This is a genomic window from Nostoc sp. T09 (assembly GCF_002154695.1).
GTDB lineage: Bacteria > Cyanobacteriota > Cyanobacteriia > Cyanobacteriales > Nostocaceae > Aulosira.
Genome location: NZ_MTAV01000121.1, coordinates 1 through 16,306, shown reverse-complemented (window position 1 = coordinate 16,306; position 16,306 = coordinate 1). Strand labels below are relative to the sequence as shown.

Sequence of the window (16,306 nt, the reverse complement as noted above, 5' to 3'; positions counted from 1 at the left end):
TCTCCCTTGTCTCCCCCCTCTCCCTTGTCTCCCCCCTCTCCCCTTGCTCTCAACTCTCCACTATGTATCTCAAATCCATTCACCTCCGACAGTTTCGCAATTACAAAGACCAAAAAGTGGAGTTTACTGCTGCCAAAACGATTTTGCTAGGTAACAATGCTCAGGGAAAGTCGAATTTGTTGGAGGCGGTGGAGTTGCTGGCGACATTGCGATCGCACCGAATAGCTCGCGATCGTGATTTAGTTCAAGAAGGAGAGGAAATCGCCCAAATTAATGCCTCCTTAGAACGCAAAGCTGGTGTTAGTGACCTCACATTAAGTCTCCGTCGTAATGGTCGTCGCAGCGTTGCTCTTAATGGTGAGTCTGTGCGCCGTCAAATGGATTTTCTCGGCGTTTTGAATGCAGTGGAGTTTTCTAGTTTAGATTTAGACCTAGTGCGTGGCGGTCCCGAAGGTCGTCGCAGCTGGCTCGATACTCTATTAATTCAACTTGAACCTGTTTATGCTCATATTTTGCAGCAATACAATCAAGTTTTGCGGCAGCGCAATGCTTTTTTAAAAAATACTCAAGACTCAGCACTCAGTACTCAGCATTCAGAACAATTGGCTGTATGGGATGCACAGTTAGCTACCACAGGTACAAGAGTCATTAGACGGCGCGAACGAGCTATACAAAGATTGGCACCGATTGCTACCAAGTGGCACTTTAGCATCAGCGGTAGTACGGAAATGCTTCAGATCAAATATGCGCCTAGTGTGCCTTTGGGGGAAAACTATCCCCAAGAAGTGCAGCAAGCTTTTCTAGAAAAAATTCAGCAGCGAGCAGTTGCTGAACTTCGCCAAGGCACTACTCTTGTTGGCCCTCATCGCGACGAAGTAGAATTAATTATTAACCAAACACCCGCTCGTCAATACGGTTCCCAAGGTCAGCAGCGAACCTTGGTGCTAGCCCTCAAATTAGCCGAATTACAACTCATTGAAGAAGTTGTGGGAGAGGCACCACTGTTATTGCTAGATGATGTTTTAGCAGAATTAGATCCATACCGTCAAAATCAGTTACTTGATGCTATTCAAGATCGATTTCAAACTTTAATTACAACAACTCACTTAGGCTCTTTTGACTCACAGTGGTTGAATTCATCCCAAATTCTGCTTGTCAAGTCAGGAGAGATCTCATTGCCTAATGCTATTTACTAAATTCAGAAACAAAAATAAAATCGTTGCTGGCAATTATCATTCATGCCCAGAAGGTAAATGTCGAGCAGTTTGTCATAAATATTGTTTAAGAAAGTTAAAGAAAACTATAATATTTTTAACATAATTTATTATTAGTAAAAACTCCAATTTTCTAGTTGAATTTACTGAAATTATTTAGCATTATTTCACAGTAACTTAGTTTTCGTTTATCATAAATTCCAGTGAGTTGATGTGGATGGAATACAATAATTTAGTACACCTCAGCAGCAATACAGAGAGGCTTAAAAAGAGCTAGAAAGCCTAAAATAAAGTTTGCAAATTTTGAATTACGCATTTCTGGAAGGGTTGTCATTGGATAACGGTACTATTACTTATGCCTTTAATAGAGCATATTATCTCCAACCTATAAACATTATGAATTACAGTAAATTTTAGATATGTCTCAACAAAATCAGATATTAAATAAAGATGAGATTGCTGCACTAGGTGCATCATTAAGAGGAATTGAGCAGAAGCTACTTAAACAATCACAGCAAACAGGTATAACCAGAATGTGGTTCCAGGGGGAAGAACCTTATTTTGATGTTTTCTTTGAATTAAAAGATGATGAAATCTTATGGTTTCAATTTACTTTACGTGGTAAATCCCTTTCTTGGGATAGTAGAAAAGCGCGATTTCAAACTGGCACTACTAATGAACTAAATTACAACGATGTCAGCTTTTATGCTGCTAGTAAAACAATTGAAAATGATATTCAAACTAATTGGGAATTTGTTAATTTAGTGAGATCAATTCTTGAAACTAGAGCAACAGAAAATATTTTTACGAAAGCCTTAAAATTGTTTAATTAATTTTTGTTTATTTCTCAGTTGATAGTCATACTTAGTAATGACTAATTACTAATTCCTTGTTTCAAATTTTTTAAAAACATTAAGAACTAAAAAAGTTAGCAAAGCGCCAATTAAGGCTAATTGCCACAAGCCACACCCAGCAGCAATTCCTAGAGCTGCCGAAACCCAAATAGCCGCAGCTGATGTTAGTCCGTGAACTTCAGGTCGCTTTAATTCTTGAGAAGATTCGCGCAATATCTCTCCAGCACCAAGAAATCCTACGCCAGTTGCAATACCTTGAATAACTCGGCTAAGTGCGTCAGCACCGGGTTTGAGTCCTACTGTATGCAGAGGTATGACAGTAAAAAGAGCTGAACCTAGACTGACTAACATATGAGTTCTTAAACCAGCTGGTTTATGTCTCATCTGCCGTTCTAAGCCGATAATTCCCCCACACAATAGTGCCATGCATAGCCTAAAGGTGACATTTAGCAGATCATCATTGCTCATTGAACTTCAAATATAGTACTTCTATATGATTTTTGCGAAGCTAGGTACACCTATACCTCTGTTGTTTCCCTACCCTTTGGGAACGCTTTCAGCGAAAGGCTGGGTGCAGTTACTCATCGGGGATTTGGGGAACCACAGAGCCGTGATTGAGAGTTCTCCATCTGCGTACCCGTCACTACTTCACCTGTTCCTAGTTTCTTGTTCCCTACCTCTACGAGTAGTTCAGGAATCAAATCGGATTACTATATAGTCAGTACTGAACAATACTTGCTTTAGATATAGGTAATTATATATCTTACGTTAATTGGTAATTTACTTATTAAAAGTAATAAAAAATAATCTAACTTCTTTGATGAGTTTAACTCCACTGTCTGGATGAGAATATCTCATACCTAATTCATACCCAAAATTTTGGTATGACATTTTTTTGATAACACTCGATAAAAATTTATAATTGTGTGGATTCTAGGACAGAAACTGATCATTTCGACTAGAGATAGATGATTTTAATAAACAGTCGCAGTAATATTTATGATATTGGTAACAGCCAGTAAATTAAAGCTTATTAATTGTAGGAATATTGAATTTTGCAAAATCATCTAATCTTAACATTTTACTGCAAATTGCTAGATTTAACTATAGACTCAATAATTAAATGAATGAGATATCACTTTTGGGGAGTGCGGGTAGCGTGAATCAAAGAAAACTATGCATTTACAAGGTAAGGAGACTCAGGCAATAACTAAGAGTGTCAGATTTGGAAAAAGCTAATACTGGTATAGTTTTCCGATTTAACTTTTGATTCTCTAGATATTTAGTTGTGCCAAAAATTGGGTAAAACAGTAGGCGTACATCGCTAAGAAAGCGTGGAGTTTAAGGCACAGTCAGAGAAAAAAGAGGGATTTGACTTAAGTACCAGAGAGGATTTCATCTGAAGTGCTACAGCAATGGTCACGACAGTGGCTTTAGCAAATGAATGACAACTAAGAACAAAAAAATTGAGTGGACAAACTCTACTGGCTTGACCAAATTAAACTTCAAGACCGCGCCAAAGTAGGTGATAAAGCGTTTTACTTGAGCCGAATTATGCAGCGCGGCTACCCTGTAGTACCTGGCTTTGTAGTTGGGGCAGAAGTTCTGCAAGAATTTTTAGAAACTCTTAATAGTTCAGAGTCATTGGTCGCCGACTTACCCCATTCTTCATTGCATCTAGATGTCGCTAATTGGCGTCAACTTCAGCAGGTAGCTGGTCGCTTGCGTCAGGAAATTATTACTGCCACTGTACCGTCGCCTTGGGTGGGTAAAATTCTCACAGCAGCTAGAGAATGGGAAAGTAACTATCTGATTTTGCGCCCAACTGTGATGGTGTCAAATAGTACACAGGCAGTAGGGAATATATCTGGGTTGCTAGAGTCAGTATTTTGCCTATGTAATGAGGAGGCGATCGCTCTTGGATTAAAGCGTGCTTGGAGTCAGTTATTTCGTGCGAGAAGTCTACTGTATTGGCAGCGCTTAGGCACTAACTTGCAACAAGTTAATTTAGCAGTTTTAGTACAACCTATACGCAATGCCATTGCTAGCGGCTTATTCAACGCCAATACCTCTGGATGGGAAATTGCCGCTACTTGGGGATTGGAAGTAGCGATCGCTAATGGGGAAGTCTTACCCGATGTTTACTATATCCAACCAGAAACCGGGAAATTAATCGAGCAACAGCTAGGCAGTAAAATTTTAGCTTATCGTGTTGACAATACAGCAGCTAAAGATGACTTGCAATCATTGCCGCAGTCAGAATTGGCATTAGATAATACTTGTCTAGTTGCCTATCTCCTTGAGGAAACTCAACAAAAACAGTATGCTTTGCCAGAGAATTTCTTGCAACAAGTAATTGTTTTAGGAAATCAACTCGTAAATGAATTAGGTAAAAAATTTTATATCAAATGGACTATTTCACAGGAATCTGTAACTCCTAAACTCTACCTCACACAAGTTAGCGCCCCCCAATCTGCAATTCCCCATCTCCAGATTATCAAGGGGCTAGGGGCAGCAAGAGGACGGGTGACGGCAACTGCCTATGTGATTACTGCTAATTCTTCATCGAAACCAGAACAGCTACCTCAGGAAGTGATTTTAGTGGCACGCACGATTAAACCTGATTGGTTGCCGTTATTACAAAAAATCGTAGGTATTATTACAGAGCAAGGAGGATTGACCAGTCATGCCGCAATCCTGGCTAGAGAATTGGGAATCCCCGCAGTTGTTAGTGCAACAGATGTCACTGCCTTAATTCAATCTGGAGACAGATTACTTGTAGATGGCGATCGCGGAGAAGTTTCTCGGATGAAAGAACATATAGCATCAGAAGGCATTCCGCAAAAATGGAGTGCAAGAGAAAATTCACAGCTTAATCACTCTCATTCCTCCTTACCCTCATTGTCTCCCAACAGCAATTCTTGGCAACCTATAGCGCCTCTTTCTGATTTAACTCGCCCTCAAACGGTAATTGCGACCCAATTACTCTTGAATTTGAGCCAAACCAGCTTAATAGAACAACTACAAGATTTACCTGTAGATGGGGTAGGTTTATTGCGTTCAGAATTGATGACGCTAACCATACTAGACGGAAAACACCCCAATAGCTGGCTAGCAGATGGGCGTCAGGCAGAATTGTTAGAACGCTGGACTGAGCAGATTATGCAATTTGCCCGTGGTTTTGCACCGCGACCAGTTTTATATCGCTCTTTGGATTGGCGATCGCATGAGTTGCCATCATTTCCTAATGTAGTCCAACCTTCGCCAAAGTCTGTCTTGGGTGAACGCGGCATCTTTAGCTATTTAGTCAATCCCGCAGTGTTTGAGTTGGAATTGGCTGCCTTAGCAGCTGTACAGAAAGCTGGTTACAGCAATATCCAGCTCTTGTTGCCCTTTGTTCGTAGTGTAGAAGAGTTTTCCCTTTGCCGCCAAAAAGTTGAGCAAGCAGGATTAACCCAAGTACCGCAGTTTCAACTATGGATTATGGCAGAAGTCCCAAGCGTACTGTTTTTGCTTCCAGAATATGTCAAAGCAGGTGTAGCTGGAATTTCAATTGGGACAAATGACCTCACACAACTTCTGCTTGGAGTAGATCGAGAGCAAGAACAGCTAGCAAGAAGATTTAATGAGCTGCATCCCGCCGTCATGGGTGCGATCGCCCAACTGATCCAGATGTCCAAAGATGCCGGAATTCCTTGTGCAATCTGCGGTCAAGCACCAGCATTGTATCCAGAAATCATCGACCGGCTTGTGCAATGGGGCATTACAGCAATTTCTGTAGAACCAGAAGCAGTTGAACGAACATATCAGGCGATCGCCCGTGCCGAACAACGCCTAATTTTAGAAGCCGCACGGCGTCAAATCAAGGGTGGGTAGGGGTTAGGAAAGGAGGACAAGGAAGACAAGGGGGACAGGGAAAACAAATGACAAAGCGCAAAGTCGAGCCAGTCGTGTGGGCGGGTTCCCCCGCCAACGGACTGCCTCAACTTTGTAAGAATGACAAATGACAAATGACTATTTAATGTATCCAGATTCACGTAAAAACTTGCGTAATTCCGCGAAAAATTGAGAGCGATCGCTTTTTTTATAAGCTTGCTGTACTCGCTGCCAACCATCTTCTCCCTGACCCAGCATATACTTATCCGCCAAGTATGCTGAGAGAAATCCCTTACCGTCATCACCTTGTTGGCGTGCCTGAGTGTAAGTTTGCCATAGCTCTGTGACATTATTGGCAATTAACTTGGGATAGCGACGCGTAACATCAACCATCTTGCCTTGACGATACTGCCAAATTTGCAGTGGGTAGCCAGAAGCCGCATAAGCAGTGAAAGCAGCAGCAAAGCGATCGTCTCGACTATCAAACTCTGGTAATCCATCCTTGTCTAAATCTCGGAGTCGATAGCCACCATTACCCCATTCATGACGAATCTTGTTGTACTGCTTCGATTTACTGTCGTAACGGTAAATTAGCGAATAAGTACAGCAATGTGCTCCCCCTGTAAAGAAATCAGCAATTACTTCTGGTTCTTTATTACCGTCTAAATCTAGCACTGGTAACTTATTTTCCGGCGCTTCCAACAAATCCCCCACAGGTCGGTCATATTCACTGTCTTGGGGCAGCTTTTGATCTAAAACCGTTTGGCCTGAGCGGATAATTTTTAACCGCACATTTTTATACTGATATTCCTGTGGTTTCTCATAGGATATTTGTACCTGTACATTGCCGGATTTGCCAGTGAGTGTTGCGGCTGTAGCAGTTTGAGCCAATACAGCAGCAACACTCACAAGCGCAAAAGCGATTAACGAGTGATTGAAGAAGGAACGAATAGAAATCATTATTGGTGTTGTATATATGAAGACTGATTTTATACAACACCATGATAATCTTCAATATCGGAAAATTGCTGCAACAGGAGTGCTGTAAGGTATTTGTTCTGGTGGAACGGCGTAGACAGTACCACCGTTTAATAAGGTATGAGTAGCAACCAAATCTAACAAATCCTCATCACCAGTTTCTTTTTCTTCGTGTAGATAAACAGTTTCCGAACTCGGATCGAACAAACCCCATTGCTGCTGACCAACTGCAACTAACAATGAATCCACTCGTTGATAATAAGCCGCTGGAATGATTTGTTTAAGGTCGTTGGTAGCTTTGTCACTATCACCACCAAACAATTGCTGGAAACGCTCCATAAATTCTTGTTGTGACTTTTGAAAATTAGCCTCAACAATCGGCCAAGCTTTGTCATGTAACTCTTGAGCACTGAGAATTTCTGGATTACCAGTAATACCTTCTTCCATCAAATGCTGATAAGAATTTGCCTGTCTGTACAAAGGTAGGAGATACTCTACCCCAGTTATTACCAGAGGCGCTGTTTCGTCTCGCAGTTTCTCGTGCAATGCTTTATCAATGACGTAAAAGAATTGTCGAATTTGTTCCTGGTGCTGATCTCTATCAGGGCTTCCTTGTCCGTGAAACGCACCTGGCTGTACAAAGGAATTAGCAGTTCCTCCCTTAGATGTGGCAATGCGGAACTGACCTTCTTTGGCAGTTTCATCTTGATTAAGAGCTTCTTCTAGGCTTTTAGGCAGATTTTCTACCTCCACTTCGTTAATGGTGTAGTGTGTGCCCTCAAAAAACCTGACATCTTGTTGGCTTAAAGCCAAGAGGTAGAAACGACCATTACCATTTAAAAACGGTAGCAGTGGCTTGATATGAAATCTGTCTGTAACTACAACCAACTCTTGAAAATTGGCTGGCAGGCTATAGTAACGAAAAAAATCTTTAGAGATAAAAATTGCCAGTCCCAACTCTCCCATTTGCTCCCAAAATTCTTGGGTATCAAGATCAATGGCTTGTTGCAACAATGCTGTTGCTTCTTGCGGTTCCAGACCTGCATCAATCAGGCGCGCTTCAGCTTCTTTAATTAAATTTTTAAACCGAATTGGATCTTGTCGTACTTCTGGACCAGCTGGGTGCGTTGGCATATAAATTGAAACGCAATTTCCCTTTGGCTGTTCTAGCAGCGGCTTGATTTCCTCTCTAGAAATTATTTGCATATAATATCCCTCCTAGCAACGTGACCAGAAACATCACATCAGAACGTTACTATTTCCAAAGTTTGATGAAATTCGTTCTAGATGCGGCATTTGCAGCCACAATCGTTTTACCTGGATTTATTTCACGTCAAGGAGAGAGAAGTTTCATCTTTCTCAGGACTTACCCAACTGGCAAATATATCTTCTACCTTCTGCTATTAAGGTCAAAGGTGAACAGGTAATAGTCAGTGGTTTTGGTTATTTCTCCTTTGTCCCCGTGTCCCCTTGTCTTTTTGGCCTGCCTCTGCTCCTGTGCTACCCATTTTTCGTTTGTTGTGAATTGATGGGTATCTCAGTATGTGGTTGCCGAACCCACCCTAAAGTCACTCGTTTCATAATCGCGTATAAACCTATAAGGATCACAAAAGTAACCAAAGTAATTACTAAGGGCTGTTTACCAAGGAGTTCCTCTACACCTTTTGTGACCACAGCATCTGGCTGTGTAATGAAATCCCAACTATTGAAACGCAAGAAGCGGCCCCAATAAATACCCACAGCAGAAAGAGCATGAGTTATCAACTCAACCCATATAATCCATTGACTCTTGCCAATTCGGTGTAAATAATAACCTAAATTAATTAAAGATATTACGTAAGCTTCAAATCCAGCCAGGATTACTAATAAATAAAGAGGAATTAACACCAAGGTAATTACCCACACTGATTGAATTGTGCGGATATCATCTATCAGATGAATGACATCGGTCAATAAATAAGGTGCATTTGGTAAAAAAGCATAGAAAACTATGAATCCTAACCACCAAACCCAAGACCGACCGCGATTTCTCCGAAATAGCCAAACACTCAATGCCAAAGGGATAAAAGCTAGGAACAGATTCCAAGTCATCCATCTCATATTAATTCGTAAGACCTGGAGAAATCTGGCTATCAATTCAATCAATTCCGCTTTCATAGATGCTGCACTCGCAATGGTGTGATTGATGTCGATTTGCTATATGTTGTTAATTTCAGTTATTGATTGAGAAAAATTTCAAATCGGACTGCTATTTTTGTGACTCCCCAATAAAATCTATTTTCTTAGACTCCAAATAAGATTTTTAGGTTCGTAAGAACCTAATACACACAATAAGATGGAAAAAATTAAAGGGGTACCATAAGTTCTAACTCAAATAAAGAAAATGGCTACTATCTCATTTCTTAATTAAGCGGGTTAACCCATTAGTATAGCTAGAAAATTATTAGAGACAAATCTGTTGCACTTAAATAACATATAAAGTATTTAATACTACTTAGTTTTATAGTAATAACACTTAAAAGCCAACTTCATGTTTTGATTCACAACTACTATTTATTAAAAATAAAGTTTTTCATTAGTCACCAATACATACTCAGGTAGTTTAAGTAGGTTGAGCCAAGCTGGCGACTACTGCCACTAATTCATAGGGATTGACAGGTTTAGCTAGATGTTTGGTAAACCCTGCTGCTATTGCCTCTTGTTGATCTTCATCTCTTGCAAAGGCAGTTAAGGCAACGGCTGGTATCATTTCTCTGTCTTTTTCTTGGCTTCTTACCTTGCTAATCAACGAGTAACCATCTTCATTTGGCATTCCCACATCACACAGCAGAATATCAGGTTTGGATTGGGAAATTACTTTTAAAGCTTCAGTGGCAGATGCTGCTGTGGTCACCTGTATTTCACATTGCTCAAGGATGAACGTGAGTATTTCACGGGTGTCTTCATCATCATCTACTACTAGTATCTGTAAGCCATGAAGCGATGGAAAATTCTCCCTTCTAACTTGGTCGCCTTGATTGGCCTGCCTTAGTTTAGGCTGATAGACAGGCAATTGCACTGTGAATGTGGCTCCCTTGCCTACGCCATCACTAGTGGCAAAAACTATGCCGTTATGCATTTCAACTAAATGTTGGACGATCGCTAGTCCTAATCCCAATCCTGTATGTGTTCGAGTCGTGGTTGCATCTGCCTGACGGAAGGCATCGAATATATAGGGGAGAAAGTCAGCACTAATTCCATGTCCTGTGTCGCTGACAGTCAGGTGAACGAAGGAATTAATTTGCTTGAGTTCAACGCTTACGCGTCCGCCCTGCGGCGTGAACTTAAGAGCATTTGACAGTAAATTCCAAACTACTTGCTGCAATCGCTCTGTATCGCCTAATACTTGCTCAACCGCAGCATCAAAACTTGACTCAACAATGATGGACTTAGCTTGGGCGATTAGCTGTAAGTCATCAATCACAGCCTTGACAACTGGAGGCAGGTAAAGCGGGTGTAGATTCAAAAGCAGGCTTTTTTGAGTAATGCGGGAAATATCCAGAATGTCATTGATCAGCTTGCTTTGGAGTTTGGCATTGCGCTCCATAGTCTCCAACGCTTTCGCCGTAGTTGCAGCATCCATCTGCCGAGTTCTGAGCAAGTTCGTCCATCCCAGCATAGCGTTGAGCGGTGTGCGCAGTTCGTGGGAAACGATCGCCAAAAACTCATCCTTGAGCCGATTAGCTTTTTGGGCATCGAGGTAAAGTCTGACGTTATCAATTGCCAAGGCAACCCGTTGAGCCAGTTCTTGACATATTTCTAGTTCTGCTCGACCATAACGACGTTGCGACTGAACTAAAGCAAATGTCATTGTGCCTAGTTTTCGCTCTCGTGCTAGCAGTGGCACGATCAGGTAAGAGGTGATATTGAGTTGTTGAATAAAGTTGAGATGCGCTGCATCTTGTGTACTAAAGCGTGTAGAGGCATCAGGAATTTCCATTACCAATTCTGGCTGTTGAGTTCGTAGCACCTTGGGGGAGCCATAATTGGCATTGCCTGGCGGTGGGTTGCTTCGCCTGAGTTCGAGTGCTAGTGCTTCTAGTTCTGAGTTAGATGCCGCTACAATTGGTTCGCTATACGTAATTAACTTATTGTCGCCAACAACATCTACCAGACATAAATCAGCGAGAGTAGGCACTGCCAAATATGCCACCAGAGCTAAGGTGGTGCGGTAGTCTAAAGAAGAAACCAACAGACGACTGGCTTCAGCCAGAATGCTGGAGCGGTGCTCTAGTGCCTCAGCTTTAGTACGAAGTATTTGTTCGCGTGCCAGCGAGTCCCGCAGTTGCTGCTCAGAGAGTTTGCGCTCGGTGATATCCTCCATCAACCCGTCAATGGTGATGATGCCATTAACTGTCGTGAAGGTTTTGCTCAACAGTACCCATACTACTGTGCCATCAGCTCGTCGCAGTGGGATTTCGCACACCTCTTTCTCTGGAGCTTGGCGTAGGCAAAGCCCGCCGTAGGCATCGCGTCTTTGGCTATTGTGTTTTAATTGACTCAGCAGTTTGGCATACTCTTCTGGCTGAAAATAAGACTCGAGAGTTTTACTTTCGGGAATATTATTAAGATGATTTAAACCGACTAGACGCAAAAACGCGGGATTACCTTCTAATAAAGTTCCATCCGCCTGTAAACGATACACCCCCACATCTAAATTATTCAGCAGGGTTTGCAAGCGTGTCTCTAGTCCTGCTACTTTGCGTTGAGCTTGAGTATTTTCCCAGGCGCGGCGAACAGCTTTAGGTAACCGCAGAGAGTGGTTGGCAGACTTGATGACATAATCATCCAACCCTGACTTCATCGCTTCAACGGCAATTTCCTGGGTGCCACTATTGGTAAACATCACCACTGGACAATCAGGATAGCGGCTTTTAATTGCCTTAAGAACAGTCAAGCCATCACTCCACCGCAGTTGGTAGTCGGTAATTACTAGGTCAAATTGCCCTGCCGTTATTGCCTGCTCTAAATCTTGTGCTTGACCAATCTCGTAGATCTGAAGATGAGAAAACTCTTGCTGTAGGGCATAAATAGCCAAATGACGATCGTTAGGATTGTCATCTATTAGGAGAATGCGCAACATCGAAGTTCCATGCACTTGCATCAAATTACAAGTAAGAAAAATGCCCAAAACAGTGGAATAAAGATGTTAGGCAGTTCCGACTTGTGGCTTTTCATTAAAAATGATCCAATGTAGGTTAAGTGTTTTAACTATTTCTACTAGATCGTTGAACGCAACAGGTTTGACTATGTAAGCATTGACACCCAGGTCGTAGACAAGGTTGATGTCGGCATATTCCTTAGAAGAGGTGAGAACCACTACAGGTATGCGCTTAAGTTGTGGTTGTTGTCGTAACCACATTAACACTTCATGCCCTGACCTGCGCGGTAGTTTGAGATCAAGTAAGATTAGCACAGGTAAAGGATAAATATTGCGATCGCTATAAGGTTCTTGTCCAGACAGATACAAAACTGCGGCATCGCCATCATTTACCACTTGCAGCGAATTGAAGATGTTGGCCTTACGCAGCGCTCGTTGCATCAGCAAAACATCTTTGGGATTGTCTTCTACAAGCAGAATATGGTCTGGATCTGGATTCATTTTCAATCTACAGCTTTTGGTAATTCTATCCAAAATCGGCTTCCCTGTTGCAACTGGGATTCCACACCAACGTTTCCTCCCAGACATTCAACTCCTTTGCGCACAATAGCTAAACCGATGCCTGTACCAGGATAAACTTCATTACTATGTAGGCGATTAAATACTTGAAACACTTGCTGTTGATACTCTTGTGCAATCCCAATACCGTTGTCTTCCACCCAAAGGCGGATTAAGCTATCTCGTTGCTCACTCCATACACGTACTTGGGGTCTCACTCCTGGTGAGACAAACTTGATAGCGTTAGTTAGGAGGTTGGTAAGAACTTGTATCAAAATGGTGCGGTTGCCGATAACTTCAGCTAAAGGCGCTTCAATCCGCACTTGTGCCTGACGCTGCTGGAATTCTGGTTGTAACTGCCTGAGAATTTCTGGAATTAATATAGATAGATTAATCGGTTGCACTGGTATATCAGTGCGGCTAAGACGACTGTAAGCCAGTAAATCTTCAATGAGTCGGTCTGCTTGTTCTGTACTGGTAATAATGCGCCGCAAATAGTCTTGACGATTGACTTCGGACTGTTCGCCTTGGTTACTGAGCAAGATGGAACTGAAACCAGAAATGGCACGTAATGGTTCTTGTAAGTCGTGGGAAATACTGTAAGCAAATTCTTCCAAATCTTGATTGGCAACAGCTAATTTCTGATTAGTCTCGCTCAACTGGTAATTTGCTTCCTGTAGCTGTATGGTACGTTCCCTAACTCGCTGCTCTAGGATTTCGTTAAGTTGAGATTTTTCAATTTCAGCCTGTTTGCGAGTAGTAATATCTTCGATTAAGCCATCAATTACGGTTTCACCTTCAATTATGCTCAAGGTTGTAGTCAACAAAGTCCATATCAGCGTTCCATCGGCACGGCGTAACTGTACTTCAAGTTCTTGGTGCTGAGGCGGAGGCTGACTTACTAGTTGTGCATAATTCTCCTGTAAGTTAAATGGCTGGATTGCCTGCGCTTGCGCCAATGTATTTACACCCAATAACTCCAGAAAGGCTCTGTTGCACTCCAGCAAATCTCCCAATGAGTTGGAACGAAAAACCCCTAACTTCAATTGGTTAAGTAATGCTTGGAGGCGAATTTCCAACAAGGTGGCTCGTCGTTGAATTTCTACCCGTTCTAAAACTACTCGTACAGTCGATGATAGACGCGTGTAGCGATTGGGTTGTTTGAGAACATAATCGTCTAAGCCAGACTTCATGGCCTCAACGGCAATCTCCTCACTGCCTGTATTGGTAAACATAATCACCGGACAGGAAGGATAGTGCTGTTTAATGGTTCGTAAAACTTCTAGTCCATTACTCCATAACAGTTGGTAATCGGTAATCACCAAGTCAAAATTATCTATTGCTAGCGCATTTGATAATTCTGCGGCATCGCGAATTTCTTGTGCTTGGAGTTGCGTCAACTCTAGTCGCAATTGCCGAATGACTAAAGCGCGATCGCCTGGATTATCATCAATTACTAGAATGCGGAGTGCTTGATTCGTTTGTGGCATGAGGATAGAAAGTAGCTTTTGGCAGAGCAATCCAAAAACGACTGCCGATACCTATTTGCGACTCTACCCCAGCTCGTCCGCCCATGCGCTCAATACTTTTCCGCACAATGGCTAAACCAATTCCTGTACCGGAGTAAGTCTCAACACCATGCAGTCGCTCAAAGACATGGAATATACGCTCCTGATGTTCGGGCGCAATACCGATGCCGTTGTCTATCACCCATAAGTGTATCCAATTCTGTTGTTCCTGTGCATAAACCTCGACTTTTGGCTGTATTCCTGGCTTTACAAACTTAATCGCATTACTTAGTAAATTCGTGACTACTTGGATTAGGGTAGGGCGGTGCGCTATTACTTGTGGGAGGGGTGGAATTATTGTTACCTTGGCTTGTTGCTCCTGAATTTGGCTGCTAATTTGCTTTAAGCCTGCTTCTACAACAGAAGTTAAATCCACAGGTTGCAGTTGGATGTCAACACGGCTGAGACGGCTGTATGCAAGCAAATCAGAAATCAAAGTATCCATTTGCACGGCACCTTCAGTAATATATTGAAGGTATTCTTGCCCAACCGAGTCTAACTGAGTGTTGTAGTCTTCTAGCAATGCCTGGGCAAAACCCTGCATAGTGCGTAATGGTGCCCGTAAATCATGGGAAATGGAGTAACTAAAAGCTTCTAGCTCTTGATTTGCTGCTTGCAAATCAGCAGTGCGATCGCTAACACGCTGTTCTAACTCTGAGGCATAGCTTTGGAGTTGCTCACGTAGCAGAGATTGTTGGATAGCGATCGCCAATTGTGCTGTGACTTCACGCGCAATATCCTGAATCTGATTGTCAAAAGCGGCGATTTCAGATGTGGTTAGGTAGAGTTCCCCAAGCAGTGTTTCTTCTACCAGCATGGGAATACAGAGACAAGAGCGAATTCCCTCACAGCGCAACTGAGCTAAAACAGGTGGATAAGAATTGACAGTTGTCAAGTCTTCTACATAGTAGATTTCTTGCTGCGAGCTTTGCTCAGCTGCAAAGTCTGCCAGTGGCATCTGAGTACCTTTAGGAGGTTGCAATTCTCCAGCGACACTTTTGCCAGCTATAATCCGGCCAGTTCCTGTATCAAAGTCAAACAGAGCAACAAATGCCTGCTGGTAGGGTACTAATTGATGCATTTGTGTCAGAGCAGTTCGGATCAGCAATTCAATAGACTCGGCTGCCAAAATTGCCAGATCAATGTCATGTAAAGCAACGAGTCTTTGAGCAGAACGTTGAGCAATTTCTGTTTGTTCTTGAGCAGTTGAGAGGGCTTTTTCATAACTCTGGGAAACTTTTGCCAACTGCCACCTGATAAAGTAGCCAAGAAAGCTACCAATTCCTACCGACAAAATAATACTGCTGAAGACAACTCGCTCAGTAGTCTTTTGTGCTGTTTCGGCGCGTTGATTACGTAGTTGCTCTTCGGTAGCGATAAAATCAGCAATCTGACGGCGCATCGCGTCCATTCTCTGTTTGCGAGACTTCAGCCCTGATAGGAGTTCAACTTCACCGCCTTGTTTACGAGCGATCGCTTGGGTAATCGAGCTTTTCCATACTGTTTGCTCTGACTGGATCTGTGTTAAGCGTTTACCCTGTGTAGGATTATCGGCAACTAAATCACCCAACTCATCAAAAGCAGTATTAATCTGAGCGCTAGCCTGCTGGTAAGGTCCCAAAAACTCTGGAGTTCCCGCAATTTGATAACCCCGTACTCCAGTTTCTATATCCAGCAACAATTTTTGCAAATGATTTGCCCGAGCAATCACCCGGTCAGTATGATCAACCCATTGCATAGCTGAGAACAGGCGGGTAATTTGCCAGATCGAGGCTCCTGACAATAGCAATAGCAGAATAATCGGCAGAGCGATCGCGCTGATCAGTCTCCGCCTGAATGCAACTTGAGTAATTTGCAGCATTGCCAACACTACTGGAAAAGCTGAACAGTTAGGTTTGTCCTAATTTCATTTAACAAGAACAGCTTTATCAATAGACCTCTTGCAAAAATATATTTTTGCAAGAGGGGGGAAAGGGAAAAGGTTAAAGGGAAAGGGTTTTGAGTTCCTTTCCCCTTTTCCCCTTTCCCTTTTACTGACTTCTGCAAGAAGTCTAATGCAACGTGAGTTCGATGGAACTAAAAAATGGCAGGAGGTAGAGCAGGCAAATCTTTTGGGTA

The 16,306-nt window shown here is 42.4% G+C and carries 11 protein-coding genes; 3 read left to right on the top strand and 8 right to left on the bottom strand.

Annotated features, from left to right (window positions below):
• The first annotated feature begins 62 nt into the window (after positions 1 to 62).
• Together recF and BV372_RS23100 are read left to right on the top strand one after the other, a co-directional pair.
• The gene (gene recF, locus BV372_RS23105) at positions 63 to 1,196 is read left to right on the top strand and encodes a DNA replication/repair protein RecF (RefSeq protein WP_086688840.1); all 1,134 of its coding nucleotides are present in this window, start codon (positions 63 to 65) and stop codon (positions 1,194 to 1,196) included.
• Between the two features lie 437 nt (positions 1,197 to 1,633).
• Positions 1,634 to 2,047, top strand: coding sequence for a hypothetical protein (locus BV372_RS23100; protein WP_086688839.1), 414 nt, complete (start codon positions 1,634 to 1,636; stop codon positions 2,045 to 2,047).
• Positions 2,048 to 2,095: 48 nt separating this feature from the next.
• Here the strand turns inward: BV372_RS23100 and BV372_RS23095 are convergent, their stop codons facing one another.
• The gene (locus BV372_RS23095; protein ID WP_086688838.1) at positions 2,096 to 2,536 is read right to left on the bottom strand and encodes an MgtC/SapB family protein; all 441 of its coding nucleotides are present in this window, start codon (positions 2,534 to 2,536) and stop codon (positions 2,096 to 2,098) included.
• Between the two features lie 1,002 nt (positions 2,537 to 3,538).
• On the opposite strand from BV372_RS23095, the gene BV372_RS23090 reads away from it, so the two are divergent.
• Positions 3,539 to 5,944, top strand: coding sequence for a putative PEP-binding protein (locus BV372_RS23090; protein WP_086688837.1), 2,406 nt, complete (start codon positions 3,539 to 3,541; stop codon positions 5,942 to 5,944).
• Positions 5,945 to 6,082: 138 nt separating this feature from the next.
• Here BV372_RS23090 and BV372_RS23085 read toward each other — a convergent pair whose 3' ends face one another.
• From BV372_RS23085 to BV372_RS23055, 7 genes are all read right to left on the bottom strand, one after another.
• Positions 6,083 to 6,904: a hypothetical protein gene (locus tag BV372_RS23085; protein WP_086688836.1), complete on the bottom strand. Its 822-nt coding sequence runs from the start codon at positions 6,902 to 6,904 to the stop codon at positions 6,083 to 6,085.
• Between the two features lie 51 nt (positions 6,905 to 6,955).
• Entirely contained in the window at positions 6,956 to 8,128 is a 1,173-nt protein-coding gene (locus BV372_RS23080) for a host attachment protein (protein ID WP_086688835.1), read from the bottom strand.
• A gap of 294 nt (positions 8,129 to 8,422) precedes the next feature.
• Positions 8,423 to 9,079, bottom strand: coding sequence for a DUF1361 domain-containing protein (locus BV372_RS23075; protein WP_086688834.1), 657 nt, complete (start codon positions 9,077 to 9,079; stop codon positions 8,423 to 8,425).
• Positions 9,080 to 9,524: 445 nt separating this feature from the next.
• Positions 9,525 to 12,044, bottom strand: coding sequence for a response regulator (locus BV372_RS23070; protein ID WP_086688833.1), 2,520 nt, complete (start codon positions 12,042 to 12,044; stop codon positions 9,525 to 9,527).
• Between the two features lie 66 nt (positions 12,045 to 12,110).
• A complete protein-coding gene (locus BV372_RS23065) occupies positions 12,111 to 12,563 on the bottom strand; it encodes a response regulator (protein ID WP_086688832.1) in 453 nt (150 codons plus the stop codon).
• Between the two features lie 2 nt (positions 12,564 to 12,565).
• A complete protein-coding gene (locus BV372_RS23060; protein WP_086688831.1) occupies positions 12,566 to 14,110 on the bottom strand; it encodes an ATP-binding protein in 1,545 nt (514 codons plus the stop codon).
• Entirely contained in the window at positions 14,070 to 16,049 is a 1,980-nt protein-coding gene (locus BV372_RS23055; RefSeq protein WP_086688830.1) for a CHASE3 domain-containing protein, read from the bottom strand. The genes BV372_RS23060 and BV372_RS23055 overlap by 41 nt, the downstream gene beginning before the upstream one ends.
• Between the last annotated feature and the right edge of the window lie 257 nt (positions 16,050 to 16,306).